The organism is Sphingobium terrigena (assembly GCF_003591655.1).
GTDB classification, from domain to species: domain Bacteria; phylum Pseudomonadota; class Alphaproteobacteria; order Sphingomonadales; family Sphingomonadaceae; genus Sphingobium; species Sphingobium terrigena.
The window spans coordinates 38,693-57,617 of the sequence record NZ_QVRA01000012.1 but is presented as its reverse complement, the minus strand read 5'-3'; the positions used below and the strand labels follow the sequence as shown (position 1 = coordinate 57,617).

Sequence of the window (18,925 nt, the reverse complement as noted above, 5' to 3'; positions counted from 1 at the left end):
GCAGATAGGATCGCTATGCCCCGATGGCAAAGGGGGAATCAGGCGGTGACGCGAATATCGGGACCAAGCATCCCCGTGCCACCCACCGCGCGACCATCGACTGACAGCGCCAGCAGGCGACGCTGCTCGACCGGGCCGGGCGCGCACCATCCGCTGGTATCCTCGGCGCTAAAGCCCCAGAAGCGGCCATAATATTCCGGGTCGCCGATCATCATCAGCGGCGCGGTGCCTTGGGCCTTTGCAGCGGCGACCACCGCGTCCATCATCGCCCGGCCATGGCCACCGCCCTGATGCGCCGGATCGACTGCCACGGGACCGACCATGATATAAGGACTGCGCGTGCCATCGGGCTGGGTCAGCGCGACCGGCCAGCTTTGCAGCGACCCGATCAGCGTGCCGTCATCATCCACCACAGCAAAGGATAGCGCGGGAATCCACGCCACCGCCCCGCGAATCAGATAGGCCGTCCGTCCATGCCTATCCATGCCGAACGCATCGTCGAGCAGCCGCTCGATCGCGTCTGGCCGCTGGCTTTCAAGAGGGACAATCATAGACACGTCTTGCCGATCCGCCATCAATGGCGCATGGACCGCGCCGGGAGCGGCGGGCTTTACCGCCCGCATCGCAAAATGAAAGACTAAACTGGCCCCGCCTGACAGCAGGAATGGGCCGGATATGGCGGGCCATGCAGACTGGATTTGACGATTTTCTGACGCTGGAGGTCAACAACCTCCATGTCGATGTGCTGACCGGCATTTATTCGGAGGAGACCCATCTCCCCCAGCCGCTGCGCATCTCCATCCGCGCGCGGCTGACGATCGCGGATCATTATGATCCTGCGACGCCGCTCACGCAGTCCAAAAACTATATGGACCTTAAACATGCTGCCTCCACCGCTCTACCCGATGGCGTCCATTTCACGCTGATAGAGGCGGTGGCCGACCATATCATCGACACCATCTTCCTTCAGGGCGACAATGTGACCCATGTCGAAGTGAAGATCGTCAAGCTGGCCCTGTCCGAACGCGGCGAGGAGATCGGCATCACCCTGGGCCGTAGCCGAAAATAGACGCGACCTGCTCCCGCGCAGGCGGGAGGCCAGTCGAAACGCCAGAACTGGACTCCCGCCTGCGCGGGAGCACGCTGTCTAACTTTTCTTGATCAGCCCGATCTCGATCAGCCGCTCGGTCAGATAGTCATGCGCGCTGATCGGCGGGTCGCGGCGCGGATTGGCGTCGCTCACACATTGCGGCAGCGCATCGATCATTACGTCGGGGCGCAGGTGCAGGAAGAAGGGCATCGAATAGCGCGAATGGCCGCGCCGCTCCGGTGGCGGATTGACCACGCGGTGGCTGGTCGATGGCAGCCTATGGTTGGTCAGCCGCTGGAGCATGTCGCCGACATTGATCGCCAGCGCGCCGGGCGGCGGCACCACTGGCAGCCAGTTGCCGTTGCGGTCTTTGAGTTCCAGCCCGCCTTCTTCGGCCCCCAGCAACAGGGTGATCAGGTTGATATCCTCATGCGCGCCTGCGCGGATACCCGGCGCTTCCGGCGACACCGGCGGATAATGGAGCAATCGCAGGATCGAATTGCCCCGGTCGATCGGCCCGTCGAACCAGCGTTCCTCCAGCCCCAGATAGAGCGCGATCGCCGACAGCAATTCCGCGCCGACCCGGTCAAACTCGGCATAGAGTTTGGCAAAGACCGGGTGGAAAGCGGGCAGCTCATCGGGCCAGACATTGGGCGGCATCGTCTCGGCCAGCGGGTCGCCCGGCGGCAGATCGCGCCCCACATGCCAGAATTCCTTCAGGTCGTTCTCGCTGGCACCCTTGGCGATTTCCGTGCCGAACGCGGTATAGCCGCGCTGGCCGCCATTAAATTTGGCATCATAGGCGCGCTTGGCGGCTTCGGGCAGGGCGAAAAAGTCGCGCGCCAGCGTCCATCCCGCGTCGATCAGCGCCGGGTCCATGCCATGATCGCGCACCATCGCGAAGCCGAATCGCTGGAAGGATTCGCCGAACCCCTGCGCGAAATCCGCCTTGCTCAACTCCGCCATCGACAGGACGGGCACCTGATCCAGCACCGATTGCGACACTTGGCACTTCTCCGAAAATTTGGGTCTGAAAACATTGAGGGCAGGGCGCGCAACATAAGGATCGCGCACCGATATTCCCATCCTTGATCGCGGCGAAGCGGTGATGCAAGGAGGCAAAATGAACTATTGGCTGATGAAATCGGAACCCGACGTTTTTTCCTATGACGACCTGGTCGCCAAGGGGAAGGCGGAATGGGACGGCGTGCGCAATCACACCGCCCAGATCAATATGAAGGCGATGCGCCGGGGCGACCTGGCGCTCTTCTACCACAGCAATATCGGGGTAGAGGCCGTGGGCATCATGGAAATTGTCGAGGAAGCGGCGCCCGACAGCACGGACGAGAGCGGCAAATGGATCGCGGTCCATGTTCACGCGCGCGAAAAGCTCGCCAAACCGGTCACGCTCAAGACGATGAAGGCCGATCCGGCGCTGGTCGGCATGGTCATGCTGCGCCAATCGCGCCTGTCCGTGTCACCGGTGTCAAAGGCCGAGTTCGATCATATTGTCGCACTATCAAAGGCTTAAGGCGTCAGAATCGTTCCGGTTGCGTTCTGCGCAATTGCGGTGACGTTCTTTGCGATTGTCGCTTTGCTGCGCTGCGACATAGAAGCGCCTCAACAGAATAAGAATATTTCAGAGGTGTTTGATCGGCATTCACAAGGAGTTTACCCATGCGAATGCTGTCCAAGTTTGTTGCCGCCAGCGCCCTTAGCGCTTTTGTTGCCCTCGTTGCGCCTGCCCAGGCTGAAGAAGCCGCCAAGCAGCGCTTCACCCACGAAGGCTATACCTACGTCTATGACGTCAAGGATACCAAGTCGGGCAAGGTCATTTCCGGCCGTCGTTTCCCCGACGCCGTCGCCTTCAACCTGTCCGTCAAGAACGGCAAGGTTTCCGGTGTGTCGGGTGGCCAGCAGGTCACTTTCAAGGTCGACGAAGCCCGTGGTGCCGCCACGAACTGAGCGTCACGCCGCTTGAGCCACTAAAAAAGGCCGCTTCCGACGGGAAGCGGCCTTTTTTGTCGGGTAAGCCTCAGCGGCAGCGACGCTTGCTGTCGATTTCCTTGCCAAGCAGACCGCCGCCAACCGCGCCGAGGATCGTCCCCGTCGTGCGTTCGCCGCGCGTATCGATCGCCCGGCCGAGCAGCGCGCCACCGGCAGCACCGACGATCAGACCGGTCGTGCCATTGGACTTGCGGCAATAGGTCCGGCCATCGCGACCGCGCCATTCCTTGTAGCGATGATCCTTGCGCGCCTGTGCGCCATCGGTCGGCACGGCCATGGACAGCGGAACGGCCAGCGAGACGGCGGCCAGGGCGAGTAGGGTTTTACGCATGAGTATCTCCTCCATTTGCGTTGATTTGATGCTTGAACCCCCGCACTTTGGCTGAGGTTGCATGAACCTGTCACAACGAGATAAGCTGTTGTTTTTAATCAGTTAAAATTTCAGTCGCGATGACGTCACGCAGGGATGATCGCGATCGGCTTGGACCGATCTCCCTGAAACTCAGCGACGCGAAAACTTATCCACAGCTTTATGACAGTCCTGATACGGACCGATGCCGATTCCGCTTTGCACGACTCGCTTTTGGTGAGACCATCCCTCTATCGGAACAGTAGGAAACGGAGTGATCCATTTCCAAAAATCCCTGGTAAAACAGGAATTTAATGCTGACCTGATGGTCCGTAGGAAGGGCGTCGTTCGCAAGGGCGACATCAGCCAACGGATCGGTCCAAAAGACCGTAGCCGGGTACGCGCGAAAGTGAACGTCGGGCTTCGGATATGACGGACCAGAGCCGGATTGGCTGCCCTTGGCCCAATCTGGAGCAGTCCTTGGCAAACAGCCTTTCAGGCCGGTGCCAGGACAACGCCGGGCCGATGATCGCCTCTCGCCAGAGAAGCGGATCGCATGACCCGACGGCAGTGGGGACCGACAGCAATGTCGGCCCCCATTTTGCGTTTGGGGCCTGGCGCTGAACGCATCGGGGGGAACTACGCCAACTGGTGCCGGATGCAGGATTTGAACCCGCGACCTTCGGTTTACAAAACCGCTGCACTACCACTGTGCTAATCCGGCGCGCCAGTCAGGTGACACGCCCTTACTATCAGATGACGCCGAACGTCCAGCCCTCCGTTGCAGCAATTTGTCGATCGAGCGCGGCTGGCGTCCACAGCGTATCCAGCCCCGCCACCGCCCGCATCCACGCCGCCGTCAGGATCGCGTCCGCGCCATGATCGTCCGGCATGGCGCCCTCATGCCGCTGCGACCCGATTCTCTCCAGCGCATCATTGAGCGCCGCCAAATCGCGCATCTTGGCCCGACCCTTCGCCCGCCCGGCAGCCGACGCTGCAAGGCTGGTATAGATTTCCACGATCAGCGACCCGCGCGCAGGCAAGGGATCGAACGGCCACACCGGCACATCGCCCCGCACCCGGTGCAGCAATCGCATCCCGGCAAAGCTTGCCTTGGCCACCTGCGCCGCGCCGATCGCGTCATAGACGGTGGATGGCTTGCCCCCACCACCCGCGAGATAATGCGCCTCGCACGCGCGATTATGCATATAGTCGGCCTTCACCCCGTCCGCCTTGCCGAAATAGAAATGTCGCCGGTGCGCCACCTCCAGCAGGCTCGCCGCGCCCAGATCAACATCCTCGCATATCGCATCGACATAGGCCCAGAAGTCCGGTCCATTGTCCGGCACGGCGTCCCCCGGCAGATAGCCACCGCGCGCCACGAAGGGCGGCGCAAAGCTGAAATCGAACCCGAACAGGGTAGGGGCCTCGCCCGCGATTCCCACCAGCCAGTCGGCCACGCCCGTCCGCGACCAGACCCCGTCCGGTGCCTCCACCAGCCGAGGCACCGCGCTCCCCGCCTCGCACAGCGCGACCGCAATCCCCTTATGCCGCGTGCCCTTCGCCCCGGACCAGTCGATCGCGGCAAAGCGCGTGAAGCCGGGCGTCACCCTGCGCCGCGCTCCGCCCGCAATCGCTGCCAATAGGCGATCCGCTCGGCAATCCGCGCCTCATAGCCCCGGTCGGTCGGCGCATAGAATGTCTGCGGCGTCATCTCATCGGGCCAGTAATTCGCGCCGGAAAAGCCATCCGCCGCGTCATGATCATATTGATAGCCTTTGCCATAGCCGACATCCTTCATCAGCTTGGTCGGCGCGTTCAGGATGTTCTGCGGCGGCATCAGCGACCCGGTGTCGCGCGCCGATTTGAACGACGCCTTCATCGCCATATAGGCCGCGTTGGATTTGGGCGCGGTCGCGCAATAGAGGCAGGCCTGCACGATCGCGACTTCGCCTTCGGGACTGCCCAGAAAGTCGTAAGCCTCCTTGGCCGCCAGACACTGGACCAGCGCTTGCGGGTCCGCCAGGCCGATATCCTCGGCGGCAAAGCGCACCAGCCGCCGCAGCACATAAAGCGGCTGCTCGCCCGCCACCAGCATTCGCGCCATATAATAAAGCGCAGCCTGCGGGTCCGACCCGCGCAGCGACTTATGCAGTGCGGAGATGAGGTTGTAATGCCCCTCCCGATCCTTGTCATACACCGCGACCCGGCGGTGGAGCAGGGCGGACAGGCCAGCCGGATCGAGCGGCTCTGCTATGTCGATCGCATAGAGCGTCTCGACCTGATTGAGCAAAAAGCGCCCGTCGCCATCCGCGCTCGCCACCAGCGCCTCGCGCGCGTCCGCGTCCAGCGGCAGGGGACGCCCCGTCACGGCTTCGGCCCGATCCAGCAATTGCTCCAGCGCTGCCGCATCCAGCCGCCGCAGGATCAACACCTGCGCCCGCGACAGCAGGGCCGCGTTCAGTTCGAAACTCGGATTTTCGGTGGTCGCGCCCACCAGCGTTACTGTTCCATTTTCAACGAAGGGCAGAAATCCGTCCTGCTGCGCCCGGTTGAAACGGTGAATCTCGTCCACGAACAAGAGAGTCTTGTCGCCCCGCCGCCCATGCTCCTTCGCGGCGGCAAAGACTTTTTTGAGGTCCGCGACGCCCGAAAATACTGCCGATATCGGCTCAAATCGCATCCCCACCGCATCGGCCAATAGCCGCGCGGTCGTGGTCTTGCCGGTGCCGGGCGGTCCCCACAATATGATCGAGGACAGTCGCCCCGCCGCAACCATCCGCCCGATCGCGCCGTCTGGCCCGGTCAGATGCTCCTGCCCCACTACCTCCGCCAGCGTGCGCGGACGCAAGCGATCGGCAAGCGGCGCGGTCTCGCTGACGGCATCAGTGCCGGTCAGGGCGTCATCGGAAGCGAAAAGATCGGCCATGCCTATTGATATAGGGACGAAAGCGCGCTCAGGGAACCGGGCTGGATCGCGGCATCATGCCCTGCTCGCGCTGGCGGATGATCCGCAAATAGGTGTCGACCAGCGCCTGATTGACCTGATCCCAGCCATTGCGCTCCGCCCGCACCTGCGCCGCCGCACCCGCCTGTCCGCGCGTGTCCGCATCCAGGCAATAATCCTGCAAGGCGTCGGCAAAGGCGCCGATCGCACCGGGGCGGATCAGTCGCCCGGTCACCCGGTCGGTCAGCAGGCTCTCGCTCCCCGTCGCGCGCGCCGCCACCGTCGGCAGGCCGCACGCCATCGCCTCCAGCGTGACATTGCCGAACGTCTCGGTCACGGACGGGTTGAACAGCATGTCCATGCTCGCGACCGCGCGACCCAGATCATGACCCTGCTGAAAGCCTGTAAAGACGGCGCCGGGCAAGCGGTTCTGGAACCATTCGCGCGCCGGGCCTTCGCCCACCACCAGCACCTTATGCGCGACCTGGCGCGTCGCAAGCTGGTCGATCGTGTCGGAAAACACGTCCAGCCCCTTTTCCATCACCAGCCGACCGATAAAGCCGATGGCGGGCATGTCATCGCTAATGCCGATCGAACGCCGCCAATCGAGATCGCGCCGACCCGGATTGAAAATCTCCCGGTCGATGCCGCGCGTCCAGATGCCGACGTCATAGCTCATCCGCTGTTCGCGCAGCAGTTGCGCCATCGATTCGGACGGCGCGACGATCGCGTCGCAGCGGCGGTAGAAGCGGCGCAATATCCCTTCGATCACCGGCTCCAGAAAGGCCAGGCCATAATAGCGCGGATAAGTCTCGAACCGCGTATGCACCGATGCGACCGTGGGCAAACCATTCCGCCGCGCCCAGCTGAGCGCCCGATGGCCCAGCGGATCGGGACTGGACAGATGGATCAGATTGGGCGCGAACGCCTTGAGATCGCGGCGAACCCTGGCCGACATGGCATAAGGAATCCGATATTCCTTGCGCCCCGGCACCGGCACCGACGGCGTGCTGATCAGATCGCCTGCGGGCGCGAAAGCCGGCGTGTCGGTGGTGGGCGAATAGACCCGCACCGCTGCGCCCTGCCGCAGCAAATAGCCAACGAAGCGATTGAGCGCCTGATTGGCCCCATCGCGCACATAATTATAATTGCCGCTGAACAGGGCAATGCGAAGGCCGCTAACATCCATCGCAGCCCCTTAGCCCAAGAAATGTGAAAACCCAAGGGAACCGGGTAAGCCTTTGGGAATTATGCCCTTCGTTAGGATTGGGACACCGGCTGACGCGGTTGCGCCCACAGGATGAGAGGATGCCCCGATGTCGCAGACATTCCGTAAAGGTGCGCGAGTCAGATGGAATTGGGGGCAGGGCGTCGGCCGGGGACATATAGCGGAGCGGTTCGACCGTCCCGTCGAGCGCCATATCGAAGGCGTGCCTGTCCGCCGCAACGGGTCGCCCGCCAACCCTGCCTATCTGATCCACGCCGACAATGGCGCGCAGGTGCTGAAACTCAGTTCGGAAATCCACACCGCCTGACACCACTGTCTGGCAGCCGGCATCTCGCATCATCAATGCAGCCATGGCATGAGGGGGCATGGACACGCCCTTCATGACCATAGACGCGCTGCTCGTCGGCACGCCCGTTCCCTTTCGCGACGGCGACTATAGCGCCATCGCCAAGACGCCCGTCACCGGCCCTGTGCAGATCAGATGGGACGGCTTCGTCGGTAATCAGGTCGCCGACCCGATCCACCATGGCGGCTGGGACAAGGCGATCCACCTCTACCCGCAGGACCATTATGACTGGTGGCGCGACCGCAAGCCCGGTCAGCCCTTGCTCGATGCGCCCGGTGCCTTTGGCGAAAATATCGCCTCGCGCGGGATGACAGAGGATCAGATTTGCCTGGGCGATCGCTTCACTTTGGGCAGCGCGATCGTCGAAGTCAGCCATGGCCGCCAGCCCTGCTGGAAACTCGATCATCGCTTTGGCGCGCGTGACGTCATGGCGACCATCGTCAAGACCGCGCGCAGCGGCCTCTACTTTCGCGTGATCCAGCAGGGGGAGGCGCAGGCTGGCACCGCCATGACCCTGATCGACCGCCCGCTCCCTGACTGGAGCATCGCCCGCGTCTTTCACATGCTGATCGGCGGCGGCCACAAAAGCGACCCGTCCGCCGTCCGCACCCTCGCCAACACGCCCGTCCTCGCCGAAGCCTGGCGCGATCGGGCCCGCAGACTCGCCCCCTAACCCTTCTCCCCTTGGGGGAGAAGGATATGAAGCCTTAACGAACGCAGTGAGTTTAGGCGAAGTTGGAAGAGGGGAAACGGCGGGCCGTTCTCTGTCCTACAAGCTCCCATCCTGCTATACCGCCACCCGGCTCTTTCCCGCGTAAATCCGCACAAACGCACCTTGTAACATTATTACCAACTACAGACCGAAAATATCGCAATTGCCGGGAAATATGCGAAGTTAAGCGTCTCATTTCCAACATTCCGCCGCTCCGCCATTCCTCTGGCGCAGGCTCAGCCGCCCCCCTATAGCTGTCCCATGACATCAAACGACAAAAAGGCGCCTGCCCCCAAGCGCCCCGCCCGCGATAAGGTGCGCCCCGCCGGTTTCCCGACCCGCAACGAAATCATGGATTTCATCACCACGTCCGACCAGCCAGCGGGCAAGCGCGAAATCGCCAAGGCGTTCGGCCTCAAGGGCCAGGAAAAAATCGCGCTCAAGGCCCTGCTCAAGGATATGGCCGACGAAGGCTTGATCGACCTCGGCCCCGCCCGCGCCTTCCACAAGCTGGGCGGCGTGCCCAAGGTCACGGTACTGCGCATCATCGATGTCGACGACACCACCCTGATCGCTACCCCCGAACGATGGGAAGCCGAAGGCCAGCCAGCCCCCCGCCTGCGCATCGTCGAGCGCGGCAAACGCGGTGCCCTCACCGTCGGCGACCGCATCCTCGCCCGCACCGAGGAAGCCGGGAAGGGCTGGATCGCCCATCCGATGAAGAAGCTGCCCAAGGCGACCGAAATGCTGCTCGGCGTGGTCGAGGAAATGGCCGACGGCAAGCTATGGCTCCGCCCGGTGGACAAACGCATCCGCAAGGACACGCCGATCAGCGATCTTGGCTCGGCTAAAAAGGGCGATCTGGTGCTGGCCGAACCGACCGGTCGCCCGCCGCGCATATCCGCCCGCGTCACCGACATTCTCGGCGACCCCTTCGCCCCGCGCAGCTTCAGCATGATCGCCATCCACAAACATGGCATCCCCCACGTCTTTCCCGACGCGGTGGAAGAGGAAGCCGTCACCGCTTCCGCCCTCCCGCTCCATGCCGAAAAGCGGGAGGATCTGCGCCATCTGCCGATCGTCGCGATCGACCCGGTGGATGCCCGCGACCATGACGACGCTGTATGGGCGACCCCGGACGAGGATGAAGCCAACCCTGGCGGCTTCCGCGCCATCGTCGCCATCGCCGATGTCAGCTACTATGTCCGCCCCGGCAGCGCGCTCGACCGCGAAGCCCGCAAGCGCGGCAACAGCGTCTATTTCCCCGACCTCGTCGTGCCGATGCTGCCGCACCAGCTTTCCTCCGACATGTGTTCGCTCCGCGCCGGGCAGGACCGCGCTGCCATGGCCTGCCATCTCGTCATCAACGCAGCTGGCAAGGTGACATCCTGGCGCTTCTCCCGCGCCATCATCCGCGTCGCGGCCGTGCTGGCCTATGAGGACGCGCAGGCGGCGATCGACGGCAAGGCCGATCACCCGATGCTCGACATTGCGCTGAGGCCGCTCTGGGCCTGCTGGGCGCTGCTGCACAAGGCGCGCGAGAAACGCGAGCCGCTGGCGCTCGACCTTCCCGAACGGCGCGTGGTGCTGGACGAATGGGGCAAGATCGTCAGCGTCGCGGTGCGCGAACGGCTCGACGCCCATATGCTGATCGAAGATTATATGATCGCCGCCAATGTGGCAGCGGCCAAGGCGCTGGAGCAGAAAAAGGCGCCTGTCATGTACCGCGTCCATGAACCTCCCAGCCGCGACAAGCTGGTCGCGCTCAAGGATTATCTGGCGACCTTCGACATCGACTTTGCTCTCGGTCAGGTGATCCGTCCGGCAACCTTCAACCAGCTCATCAAGCGGGTAGGGGAGGCGGAGGAAAAGCCGCTGATCATGGAGCAAATCTTGCGCAGCCAGACCCAGGCCTATTACAGCCCGGTCAATATGGGTCATTTCGGCCTGGCGCTCGGCTCCTACGGCCATTTCACTTCGCCCATCCGCCGCTATGCCGACTTGCTGGTCCATCGCGCGCTGGTCGGCGCCCATGGCCTGGAACTGCCCGCGCCCAAGGGTGGCACCATCCCCGCCAAATCCTCGCTCAGTGTCGAGGATTATGAGAATATGGGCCGCGTCGGCGAAATGATCAGCCAGTTCGAGCGCCGCGCCATGGAAGCGGAACGCGACACGGTCGATCGCTACGTCGCCGCCTTCCTCTCTGCCCATGTCGGTGAAATCGTGAAGGCGCGGATCACCGGGGTCCAGAATTTCGGCTTTTTCGCCACGGTCGAGGAACTGGGCGGCGACGGGCTGGTCCCGGTATCGACCATGGGCCGCGAACGCTTCTTCTACGACGAAGCGGGCCGGGCGCTGGAAGGCGTGGAAAGCGGCGATCGCTACTCCGTGGGCCAGCGGCTGGAATTGCGACTGGCCGAAGCCGACCCGATCAACGGCGCGCTGCGTTTCGAATTGCCCGACGCGCCACCCTCACGTGGCGGCCCGATCAAACGCGACCGCACCCGACCGGGCAGTCATCGCGGACGACCGATCAATGTCCGCCACATGGGTAGCAAAAGGGGCAAGCATAAGCGGTAACCGCGATCCTCCCCGGCACGGGGAGGGGGACCACGAAGTGGTGGAGGGGGCCATCCACCCGCACGGCGTTGATACGCCACCCCCCTCCGTCGGGCTGCGCCCGCCACCTCCCCTTGCAGGGGAGGATCAATCAGTAGAATCAACTCAGCCGATCAATCGCCTCAGCATCCAGCCCGCCCGGAATTATCATGATCGGGCAGGGCATCCGCCCAGCGTCCGCCCCGGCAAAGTGCGATACCAGCGCGCCCGGCGGGCCGCTGGCCGCCGCGCCCAGCACGAGAGCTGCGACATCGTCCATCTCGTCCAGCGTCCGACGCACCACAGTGACTGCATCGCCCTGCCGCACTGTGATGCTGGGGCGGATGCCGGACTCGTCGGTCAGCGTACCCGCCGCGCTGGTCACCAGCGCTTCGGCACGTTGCAACGCCTCATCCTCCATGGTCGCCTGCACGCCGCCCCACTGGACGAACTCGGCAGGCGGGATCAGGGCCAGGATGCGGACCGCGCCGCCCGTCTGGGCGGCCCGGCGGGCGGCAAAACGCAGCGCGGTTTCGGCTTCCGGCGATTCGTCCACGACAACCAGATATGTCCGCACTTTCCATCGCCCCCGCGTCGCTTTGATGGCCCCGCCGGGCATCATTGCCGGTCCAACGAACCAGTGCGGTGAAATGTGGGCCATATTTGCCCCTTCCGCAAGCGCTCGCTTGACCGATCCGGCGAATGGGTGAAAACGGGCAGCCATTGGCGCGTGCCGTACAGATAAGAAGAGGCCCCGAACGCATGAGCAAGACGATCCAGATGCCCGCTTTGTCCCCGACCATGGAGGAAGGGACGCTGGCCAAATGGCTGGTCAAGGAAGGGGATACGGTATCGTCCGGCGATCTGCTGGCGGAAATCGAAACCGACAAGGCGACGATGGAATTTGAAGCGGTCGATGAAGGCATCGTCGCCAAGATATTGGTGTCCGAAGGCTCCGAAGGCGTGAAGGTCGGCACCGTCATCGCCATCATCGCTGAAGAGGGCGAAGATGTTGCGACCGCCGCCGCCAGTGGCGGCAAGCCCGCGCCCAAGGCCGACGCCGTTCCCGCCAAGGCAGAGGCCGCAGCCCCCGCCGCTGCCGCGCCGAAGGCAGACGCAGTCCCTGCTGCGCCAGCCTCAACCGACGCCCGCGTCAAGGCTAGCCCGCTCGCCCGCCGTCTGGCGCAGGCCAAGGGCATTGATCTGGCCGCTGTTTCCGGCACCGGTCCCAACGGACGCATCGTCAAGGGCGACCTGGACGGTGCAAAGGAAGGCGTCGCCGCCCCAGCCGCAGCACCTGCGCCTGCGCCTGTCGCGGCTCCCGCTGCCAAGGCACCCGCAGCAGCCCCGGCACCCGCCGCCGCCAGCGGCGCGCAGGATTTCGGCATTCCGCACGACGTCGTCAAATTGAGCGGTATGCGCAAGACGATCGCGCGCCGCCTGACCGAATCCAAGCAACAGGTGCCGCACATCTACCTGACCGTCGACATTCAGCTCGACAGGTTGCTCAAGCTGCGTAGCGAATTGAATGCGGGTCTCGCCAGCCGCAAGGTCAAGCTTTCGGTCAACGACCTGCTGATCAAGGCGCTGGGTGTCGCGCTGATCGAAGTCCCCGAATGCAACGTCCAGTTTGCGGGCGACCAGATGCTGCAATTCAAGCGCGCGGACATCAGCGTCGCGGTGTCGATCCCTGGCGGCCTGATCACCCCGATCGTGACCGGCGCAGATGCCAAGGGCGTCGCTGCCATCTCGACCGAGATGAAGGATCTGGCCGATCGCGCCAAGGCGGGCAAATTGTCGCCCAATGAATATCAGGGCGGCACCGCGTCGCTCTCCAACATGGGCATGTTCGGCATCAAGCAGTTTGAGGCGGTCATCAATCCGCCCCAGGCCATGATCATGGCGATCGGTGCGGGCGAAAAGCGGCCCTATGTCATCGACGACAGCCTCCAGATCGCCACCGTCATGTCGGCGACCGGCAGCTTCGACCATCGCGCCATTGACGGTGCCGATGGCGCGCGGCTGATGAAGGCGTTCAAGGAACTGATCGAAAACCCGATCGGTATGCTGGCCTGATGGCGCTGATCGACGAGCAGCCGCCGGAATATAGTCCGGCGGTGCGCGTCATCGCCATGCCCGCCGATACCAATCCCCATGGGGATATTTTCGGCGGCTGGTTGATGAGCCTGATGGATTCGGCAGCTGGATCAGTCGCCGCCCGTCATTCAAAAGGCAGGGCGGTGACGATCGCGGTCGAGGGGATGACGTTCCTGCGCCCGGTCATTGTCGGCGATGAAGTGTCGGTGTTCGCCAGCCTGGCGTCGGTCGGCTCCACGTCGATGAAGATCATGGTCGAAGCCTGGCGACGCGCCCGTCATGACGACCGTTCCTATCGCGTGACCCAGGCGACCTTTACCTTCGTGGCGATCGGAGAGGATCGCCAGCCCCGTTCCGTTCCGCCGATTGCGGAAGCCTAATCATAAGAAGCGAGTGTGACCCATGGCTGATACCTACGATCTCATCGTCCTTGGCTCCGGCCCCGGCGGCTATGTCGCCGCGATCCGCGCCGCGCAGCTTGGCTTGAAAACTGCCATTGTCGAGCGCGAAAACCTGGGCGGCATCTGCCTCAACTGGGGCTGCATCCCGACCAAGGCGCTGCTGCGGTCGGCCGAGATTTTCCACTATATGCAGCACGCCAAGGATTATGGCCTGGCGGCGGACAATATCACCGCTGACATCGAAGCGGTGGTGAAACGATCGCGCGGCGTGGCCAAGCAGCTTAATCAGGGCGTTACCGGCCTGATGAAGAAGAACAAGATCAGCGTCCATATGGGCGACGGCAAGCTGACCGGCAAAGGCAAGCTGACCGTCACCAAGGACGGCAAGGTCGAGGAACTGACCGCCAAGCATATTATCATCGCCACCGGCGCGCGCGCGCGCGACCTGCCGCAGCTCAAGGCTGACGGCAAGCGGGTGTGGACCTATCGCCACGCGATGACGCCGCCGGAAATGCCGACCAAGCTGCTCGTCATCGGCTCCGGCGCGATCGGCATCGAATTTGCCAGCTTCTATAATGACATGGGCGCTGACGTGACCGTGGTCGAGATGATGGACCGCATCGTCCCGGTCGAGGATGCAGACGTGTCCGCCTTCCTTGAAAAGGCGGTCAAGAAGCAGGGCATGACCGTGCTGACCGGCGCGAAGATCGAGAAGATCGCGACCGGCGACAAGGGCGTGACCGCGACCATCAAGGACAAGGCAGGCAAGGCGATCGAGGCTGAATATAGCCATGTCATCGTCGCCATCGGCATCGTCCCCAATGTCGAAAATCTGGGTCTGGAAGATGTTGGGATCGAGCCGGACCAGCGCTACCATATCAAGACCGATGCCTATGGCCGCACCAATGTCGACGGCTTCTGGGCGATCGGCGACGTCACCGCGCCGCCATGGCTGGCCCACAAGGCGAGCCATGAAGGCGTCATCGTCGCCGAGGCGATCGCGCAGGCGCTGGGCAACACGGATGTCCATCCCCACGCGATGGACGTGCGCAACATTCCCGGCTGCACTTACTGCCACCCGCAAATTGCCAGCGTCGGCCTGACCGAAGCCAAGGCGAAGGAAGCCGGTTACGACGTGAAGGTCGGCATGTTCCCCTTCATCGGCAATGGCAAGGCGATCGCGCTGGGCGAATCCGAAGGCTTCACCAAGACCGTGTTCGACGCCAAGACGGGCGAATTGCTGGGCGCACACATGATCGGCGCGGAAGTGACCGAAATGATCCAGGGCTATACGATCGGCAAGACGCTGGAGACGACCGAGGCGGAATTGATGCACACGGTATTCCCGCATCCGACCATTTCGGAATCGATGCATGAAAGCGTGCTGGCGGCCTATGGCCGTGCGCTCCATATCTGATCGCTGGACAGTATGGAAAGGCGCGGGGGCTTTGGCTCTCGCGCTTTTTTGCGTCTTGGGCGTTGCTCTGATGCAGCGGGCGGGGTGGTTGGATGGCCTGAATGTCGGGCTGATGGGCTGGGCCGGGGCGGCGCGCGATAGCGGGATCGGCCAGCAACTCACGCTACTGATGCGGCTGGCAACGGCGATCGGCGACACGATCGGCAGACTTGCGATTTTGGCGCTGGTCCTGCCGGCGCTGCTGTTGTGGCACCGCCGCGCCGACGCGCTCTGGCTGGCGCTGATGATGGCAGGCGGGACTGCGCTGAACCTGATCCTCAAGCAGATATTCGCCGCGCCGCGCCCCGACTTGCTGCCGCATCTCGACATCGTCCACAGCTACAGCTTTCCCAGCGGTCATGCAGCGGGCAATATGATGATGTTCGGCGCGCTGGCGATGCTGGCGGGACGGCACAGCGCCTATTGGGCGGCGGGCGTGATGATCGCGCTGATCGGGATTAGCCGTGTCTGGCTGGGCGTGCATTGGCCGAGCGATGTCACTGCCGGATGGATCGAAGGGCTGGGTTGGCTTGCTTTGTGCCGCGTCTGGCTACCAGCGCGGCGAGGGTAGCAGCAACGCCTGCGTCAGGCTGTCATGCGGCGGCATCCCGTCGCTGGTGATGAAGCCATGGACCCAGAAACTGTCATAAGCGCTGGCCATCGCGATTAGCAGGAGGAGCAGCGCTGAGGTGGCAAGCACTGTCCGTGCGCCGCGCACGGCCCGGTCTGGTGGGAGCGCCAGCAGCACCAGCGGCAGGACAGGCAGGAAATAGCGCCCCTGCGTCCCCTGGATGAAATCCGCGCCCGGCGGCGTGCCGGTCAGATACATGGCGGTTTCGATCAGCAGCGCGACCCCACCCGCAACCGCCAGCCACCAGAGCCGCTGGGCCATACCAAAGCGCGCTTCCGCTCCGCTCAGGACTGCCGCTGCCAGCATCACGGCTGCCAGCGGATAGGCAGCCAACGGCAGCAGGATCGCGTTCCAGCCAAAGCGCCCGACGATCTGGAGCGCATAGACCGGCGCCCGCTCGATCACGCTGGACGTCAGGATGTGGCCATAACCCACCGGATCGTTCAGGATCACCGCCAGTTGGTCGGCCAGCGGCGCGGTCAACACGCTCTCGCCGGTCTTACGGGACATGATATGGTAGAGCGCCTGACTGCCGCCCGAAAATTTCATCCAGCCTATGAAAACCGCCGCACCCAGCGCCATCGCACCCAGGATCAGCCACGGTCGCCTATCGCGCCGATGCTGCGGCCAGCGCAGACCCGCCGCCATCAACGGCAGATAGACGCCCTTGGCTAACGCCAGCAACGGTGCGGCCAGGAACAGTCCCGCCGAAGCCTGCCCCATGAAGCCGACGCGCAGCGCCAGTGCCAGCCCCAGAAAGCCCATGCCGTTGATCACCGCATCGGGCGAGAGCGAGCCGATCTGATAGGCAAAGGTCGGCAGCAGCGCGACGCCCAGCATTGCCATCCGGCCAAAAGGCAGCAGTCGCAGCGCCGCGATCAGCAGGGCCAGCGCGACCAGCGCATTGACGATCCGCCCGATATAGAAACTGCCCAGCCGCGGCAGACCCAGCGCATCGCCGATCAGCAGGCCCGCCGCGCCCGGTGCATAAAGCGTCGGCGCATAGCTGGCGACATTGGGGAATTCGGCAAAGACGGTGCCGGGCCGCGAAGAATCCGCTTTCCAGCTGTGCGCCAGCATTGCGGTGTCGAACCGGCGCACAGTGGCAGGCACATCGGTCGGGAAATCGATGCCATGAAGGTCGATCGCCGCGCGGGGCAATTGCGCCCCGATCGCCTCGCCCCGCTGCGTTGTCAGCACGCCGCCTTCGGACAGCAGCAGCGCCTTCATATAATGCTGGTTTTCGTCCGGCGCCTGAAAAGGTGGCGTCACCAGCGCAAAGAACAACGTCGCGACGCAGATCGCCGCCAGCAGCAGCCGTTCGAGCGCAGACCATGGCGCGGCGAACAGCATATCGCCCCCCGTCGCCCGCGCCATCCCGATCCGCTCGTTCCGCATTACCGCCCTGTGCTTCTGGTTCGTTCCCGCCGGACCATAGGCCGCCAGCCCTTAACATTTCGCGCCTGTAAATAGATTTTGCCCGATCATGACTGCAACGGAAAAGGCCCGGTCGCTTGGGAGCGACCGGGCCTTTCGATTGTACAGAGCCGAAAAAGATCAGCCGCTATAATACATGTCGAATTCGACCGGCGAAGGCGCCATTTCCCAACGATACACTTCGGGCCACTTCAGTTCCATGTATGCGTCGATCTGGTCCTTGGTGAACACGCCGCCCTTGAGCAGGAAGTCCTGATCCTTTTCCAGGCTTTCGAGCGCTTCGCGGAGCGATCCGCACACGGTCGGCACCTTGGCCAGTTCCACCGGCGGCAGGTCGTACAGATTCTTGTCCATGGCTTCGCCCGGATGAATCTTGTTTTCGATCCCGTCGATGCCTGCCATCAGCAGTGCCGATGTGGCAAGGTAGGAGTTGGCAAGCGGATCGGGGAAGCGGAATTCGACGCGCTTCGCCTTGGTGCCGGCACCGTAGGGGATACGGCACGAAGCCGACCGGTTGCGCGCCGAATAGGCGAGCAGCACGGGGGCTTCAAAGCCCGGCACCAGACGCTTGTAGCTGTTGGTGGTCGGGTTGGTGAAGGCGTTGAGCGCCTTGGCGTGCTTGATCACGCCGCCGATGAAATAGAGGCAGGTGTCGGACAGACCGGCATAGCCGTCACCGGCAAACGTGTTCTGCCCCTTGCTCCAGATCGAAATATGCGTGTGCATACCCGAACCATTGTCGGCCTTGATCGGCTTGGGCATGAAGGTCGCGGTCTTGCCATAGGCCTGGGCCACCATCTTCACGACATATTTGTAGACCTGGATGCGGTCGCAGGTTTCGACCAGCTTGCCAAAGGTCAGGCCCAGTTCGTGCTGGCTGCCCGCGACTTCATGGTGATGCTTGTCCATGGGCAGGCCCATTTCCATCAGCGTGGTCACCATTTCGGCGCGGATGTCCGTGGTCACATCGACCGGGCCGACCGGGAAATAGCCGCCCTTGGCGCGCGGGCGATGGCCCATATTGCCGCCATCATATTTCGTGCCGGTGTTGGTCGGCAGCTCGACATCATCCAGCTTGTAGAAGCTGCCATTGTAGGTGTTGTCGAATTCGACGCTGTCGAACATGAAGAATTCAGGTTCCGGGCCGATATAGACGGTGTCGCCAAGGCCGGTCGACTGGAGGAACATTTCGGCGCGCTTGGCGGTCGAACGCGGATCGCGCGAATAAAGCGAACCATCTTCGGGTTCCACAATGTCGCACACCAGGATCATCATCGGCGTCGCGCTGAACGGGTCGAAGAACACCGCGTCCAGATCGGGCTTCAGAATCATGTCCGATTCGTTGATTTCCTTCCAGCCCTCGATCGAGGAGCCGTCGAACATCAGGCCGTCGGTCAGTTCATCTTCGCCAATGACGTTCGCGCACATCGTCAGGTGATGCCAGGTGCCCTTGGGATCGGTAAAACGGACATCGACCCACTCGATCTCCTTTTCTTCGATCATCTTGAGAATGTCTTTTGGCGTATTGGCCATGTGCGCTTGCCCTTCTCGTTGTTACCCCCCCGAAGGGGTAGATGGATGCCCGTTGTTCCGTCGCCCCGATGCCGGGGTGACGAGAATTTGCGT

At 63.2% G+C, this 18,925-nt stretch carries 19 protein-coding genes and 1 tRNA gene; 10 read left to right on the top strand and 10 right to left on the bottom strand.

Annotation, left to right across the window (positions count from 1 at the left end):
- Positions 1-38: 38 nt before the first annotated feature.
- On the bottom strand, positions 39-551 hold the full coding sequence (locus D0Z70_RS14225; RefSeq protein WP_182913969.1) for a GNAT family N-acetyltransferase: 513 nt from the start codon (positions 549-551) through the stop codon (positions 39-41).
- Between the two features lie 134 nt (positions 552-685).
- On the opposite strand from D0Z70_RS14225, the gene D0Z70_RS14220 reads away from it, so the two are divergent.
- On the top strand, positions 686-1,069 hold the full coding sequence (locus D0Z70_RS14220; RefSeq protein WP_119747649.1) for a dihydroneopterin aldolase: 384 nt from the start codon (positions 686-688) through the stop codon (positions 1,067-1,069).
- 78 nt (positions 1,070-1,147) lie between these two features.
- Here D0Z70_RS14220 and D0Z70_RS14215 read toward each other — a convergent pair whose 3' ends face one another.
- The gene (locus D0Z70_RS14215) at positions 1,148-2,095 is read right to left on the bottom strand and encodes an isopenicillin N synthase family dioxygenase (RefSeq protein WP_119747646.1); all 948 of its coding nucleotides are present in this window, start codon (positions 2,093-2,095) and stop codon (positions 1,148-1,150) included.
- A gap of 118 nt (positions 2,096-2,213) precedes the next feature.
- Here D0Z70_RS14215 and D0Z70_RS14210 point away from each other — a divergent pair, with 118 nt between their 5' ends.
- Together D0Z70_RS14210 and D0Z70_RS14205 are read left to right on the top strand one after the other, a co-directional pair.
- On the top strand, positions 2,214-2,621 hold the full coding sequence (locus D0Z70_RS14210; protein ID WP_119747533.1) for an EVE domain-containing protein: 408 nt from the start codon (positions 2,214-2,216) through the stop codon (positions 2,619-2,621).
- Between the two features lie 152 nt (positions 2,622-2,773).
- Complete coding sequence (locus D0Z70_RS14205; protein WP_119747531.1) at positions 2,774-3,055, top strand: hypothetical protein; 282 nt, start codon at positions 2,774-2,776, stop codon at positions 3,053-3,055.
- A gap of 70 nt (positions 3,056-3,125) precedes the next feature.
- Here D0Z70_RS14205 and D0Z70_RS14200 read toward each other — a convergent pair whose 3' ends face one another.
- From D0Z70_RS14200 to D0Z70_RS14180, 5 genes are all read right to left on the bottom strand, one after another.
- Positions 3,126-3,428 carry a glycine zipper 2TM domain-containing protein gene (locus tag D0Z70_RS14200; RefSeq protein ID WP_119747644.1) on the bottom strand — a complete coding sequence of 101 codons (303 nt, stop codon included), beginning with the start codon at positions 3,426-3,428 and terminating at the stop codon, positions 3,126-3,128.
- A 667-nt stretch (positions 3,429-4,095) separates the two neighbouring features.
- Positions 4,096-4,170: transfer RNA gene (locus D0Z70_RS14195), tRNA-Thr, on the bottom strand.
- Positions 4,171-4,198: 28 nt separating this feature from the next.
- A complete protein-coding gene (locus D0Z70_RS14190) occupies positions 4,199-5,056 on the bottom strand; it encodes a hypothetical protein (protein ID WP_119747642.1) in 858 nt (285 codons plus the stop codon).
- The gene (locus tag D0Z70_RS14185; protein ID WP_119747529.1) at positions 5,053-6,375 is read right to left on the bottom strand and encodes a replication-associated recombination protein A; all 1,323 of its coding nucleotides are present in this window, start codon (positions 6,373-6,375) and stop codon (positions 5,053-5,055) included. Before D0Z70_RS14185 ends, D0Z70_RS14190 begins: the two co-directional genes overlap by 4 nt.
- A 28-nt stretch (positions 6,376-6,403) precedes the next feature.
- The gene (locus D0Z70_RS14180) at positions 6,404-7,582 is read right to left on the bottom strand and encodes a glycosyltransferase family 4 protein (protein WP_119747527.1); all 1,179 of its coding nucleotides are present in this window, start codon (positions 7,580-7,582) and stop codon (positions 6,404-6,406) included.
- A gap of 127 nt (positions 7,583-7,709) precedes the next feature.
- On the opposite strand from D0Z70_RS14180, the gene D0Z70_RS14175 reads away from it, so the two are divergent.
- From D0Z70_RS14175 to rnr, 3 genes are all read left to right on the top strand, one after another.
- On the top strand, positions 7,710-7,928 hold the full coding sequence (locus D0Z70_RS14175) for a hypervirulence associated TUDOR domain-containing protein (RefSeq protein WP_119747525.1): 219 nt from the start codon (positions 7,710-7,712) through the stop codon (positions 7,926-7,928).
- Between the two features lie 58 nt (positions 7,929-7,986).
- The gene (locus tag D0Z70_RS14170) at positions 7,987-8,640 is read left to right on the top strand and encodes an MOSC domain-containing protein (protein ID WP_119747523.1); all 654 of its coding nucleotides are present in this window, start codon (positions 7,987-7,989) and stop codon (positions 8,638-8,640) included.
- Positions 8,641-8,940: 300 nt separating this feature from the next.
- Entirely contained in the window at positions 8,941-11,259 is a 2,319-nt protein-coding gene (rnr, locus tag D0Z70_RS14165) for a ribonuclease R (protein WP_119747514.1), read from the top strand.
- A gap of 139 nt (positions 11,260-11,398) precedes the next feature.
- On the opposite strand, the gene D0Z70_RS14160 is transcribed toward rnr, so the two are convergent.
- Positions 11,399-11,854 carry a universal stress protein gene (locus D0Z70_RS14160; RefSeq protein ID WP_119747640.1) on the bottom strand — a complete coding sequence of 152 codons (456 nt, stop codon included), beginning with the start codon at positions 11,852-11,854 and terminating at the stop codon, positions 11,399-11,401.
- A 185-nt stretch (positions 11,855-12,039) separates the two neighbouring features.
- On the opposite strand from D0Z70_RS14160, the gene D0Z70_RS14155 reads away from it, so the two are divergent.
- From D0Z70_RS14155 to D0Z70_RS14140, 4 genes are read left to right on the top strand one after another with little or no spacing between them, the layout of a single operon-like run.
- The gene (locus D0Z70_RS14155) at positions 12,040-13,353 is read left to right on the top strand and encodes a pyruvate dehydrogenase complex dihydrolipoamide acetyltransferase (RefSeq protein ID WP_119747512.1); all 1,314 of its coding nucleotides are present in this window, start codon (positions 12,040-12,042) and stop codon (positions 13,351-13,353) included.
- On the top strand, positions 13,353-13,754 hold the full coding sequence (locus D0Z70_RS14150) for an acyl-CoA thioesterase (RefSeq protein ID WP_119747510.1): 402 nt from the start codon (positions 13,353-13,355) through the stop codon (positions 13,752-13,754). The genes D0Z70_RS14155 and D0Z70_RS14150 overlap by 1 nt, the downstream gene beginning before the upstream one ends.
- Before the next feature lie 22 nt (positions 13,755-13,776).
- Complete coding sequence (gene lpdA / locus D0Z70_RS14145) at positions 13,777-15,192, top strand: dihydrolipoyl dehydrogenase (RefSeq protein WP_119747508.1); 1,416 nt, start codon at positions 13,777-13,779, stop codon at positions 15,190-15,192.
- Positions 15,170-15,802, top strand: a complete 633-nt coding sequence (locus D0Z70_RS14140) for a phosphatase PAP2 family protein (protein ID WP_119747506.1) — start codon at positions 15,170-15,172, stop codon at positions 15,800-15,802. Before lpdA ends, D0Z70_RS14140 begins: the two co-directional genes overlap by 23 nt.
- Here the strand turns inward: D0Z70_RS14140 and D0Z70_RS14135 are convergent.
- Positions 15,782-17,260 (bottom strand): DUF2142 domain-containing protein, encoded by a 1,479-nt coding sequence (locus D0Z70_RS14135; RefSeq protein WP_119747503.1) that lies wholly within the window; start codon positions 17,258-17,260, stop codon positions 15,782-15,784. The two genes, D0Z70_RS14140 and D0Z70_RS14135, sit on opposite strands and share 21 nt — an antisense overlap.
- A 159-nt stretch (positions 17,261-17,419) precedes the next feature.
- On the bottom strand, positions 17,420-18,832 hold the full coding sequence (gene glnA, locus D0Z70_RS14130) for a type I glutamate--ammonia ligase (protein WP_119747501.1): 1,413 nt from the start codon (positions 18,830-18,832) through the stop codon (positions 17,420-17,422).
- Positions 18,833-18,925 lie beyond the last annotated feature (93 nt).

What these genes read in the sequence shown, in the direction of transcription:
- rnr (WP_119747514.1), top strand. Translation starts at nt 8,941, where the DNA reads ATGACATCAAACGACAAAAAGGCGCCTGCCCCCAAGCGCCCCGCCCGC.
- D0Z70_RS14210 (WP_119747533.1), top strand. Translation starts at nt 2,214, where the DNA reads ATGAACTATTGGCTGATGAAATCGGAACCCGACGTTTTTTCCTATGAC.
- D0Z70_RS14155 (WP_119747512.1), top strand. Translation starts at nt 12,040, where the DNA reads ATGAGCAAGACGATCCAGATGCCCGCTTTGTCCCCGACCATGGAGGAA.
- glnA (WP_119747501.1), bottom strand. Translation starts at nt 18,832, where the DNA reads ATGGCCAATACGCCAAAAGACATTCTCAAGATGATCGAAGAAAAGGAG.
- D0Z70_RS14220 (WP_119747649.1), top strand. Translation starts at nt 686, where the DNA reads ATGCAGACTGGATTTGACGATTTTCTGACGCTGGAGGTCAACAACCTC.
- D0Z70_RS14200 (WP_119747644.1), bottom strand. Translation starts at nt 3,428, where the DNA reads ATGCGTAAAACCCTACTCGCCCTGGCCGCCGTCTCGCTGGCCGTTCCG.
- D0Z70_RS14135 (WP_119747503.1), bottom strand. Translation starts at nt 17,260, where the DNA reads ATGCGGAACGAGCGGATCGGGATGGCGCGGGCGACGGGGGGCGATATG.
- D0Z70_RS14205 (WP_119747531.1), top strand. Translation starts at nt 2,774, where the DNA reads ATGCTGTCCAAGTTTGTTGCCGCCAGCGCCCTTAGCGCTTTTGTTGCC.
- D0Z70_RS14150 (WP_119747510.1), top strand. Translation starts at nt 13,353, where the DNA reads ATGGCGCTGATCGACGAGCAGCCGCCGGAATATAGTCCGGCGGTGCGC.
- D0Z70_RS14180 (WP_119747527.1), bottom strand. Translation starts at nt 7,582, where the DNA reads ATGGATGTTAGCGGCCTTCGCATTGCCCTGTTCAGCGGCAATTATAAT.
- D0Z70_RS14185 (WP_119747529.1), bottom strand. Translation starts at nt 6,375, where the DNA reads ATGGCCGATCTTTTCGCTTCCGATGACGCCCTGACCGGCACTGATGCC.
- D0Z70_RS14170 (WP_119747523.1), top strand. Translation starts at nt 7,987, where the DNA reads ATGGACACGCCCTTCATGACCATAGACGCGCTGCTCGTCGGCACGCCC.
- D0Z70_RS14225 (WP_182913969.1), bottom strand. Translation starts at nt 551, where the DNA reads ATGATTGTCCCTCTTGAAAGCCAGCGGCCAGACGCGATCGAGCGGCTG.
- D0Z70_RS14175 (WP_119747525.1), top strand. Translation starts at nt 7,710, where the DNA reads ATGTCGCAGACATTCCGTAAAGGTGCGCGAGTCAGATGGAATTGGGGG.
- D0Z70_RS14140 (WP_119747506.1), top strand. Translation starts at nt 15,170, where the DNA reads ATGGCCGTGCGCTCCATATCTGATCGCTGGACAGTATGGAAAGGCGCG.
- lpdA (WP_119747508.1), top strand. Translation starts at nt 13,777, where the DNA reads ATGGCTGATACCTACGATCTCATCGTCCTTGGCTCCGGCCCCGGCGGC.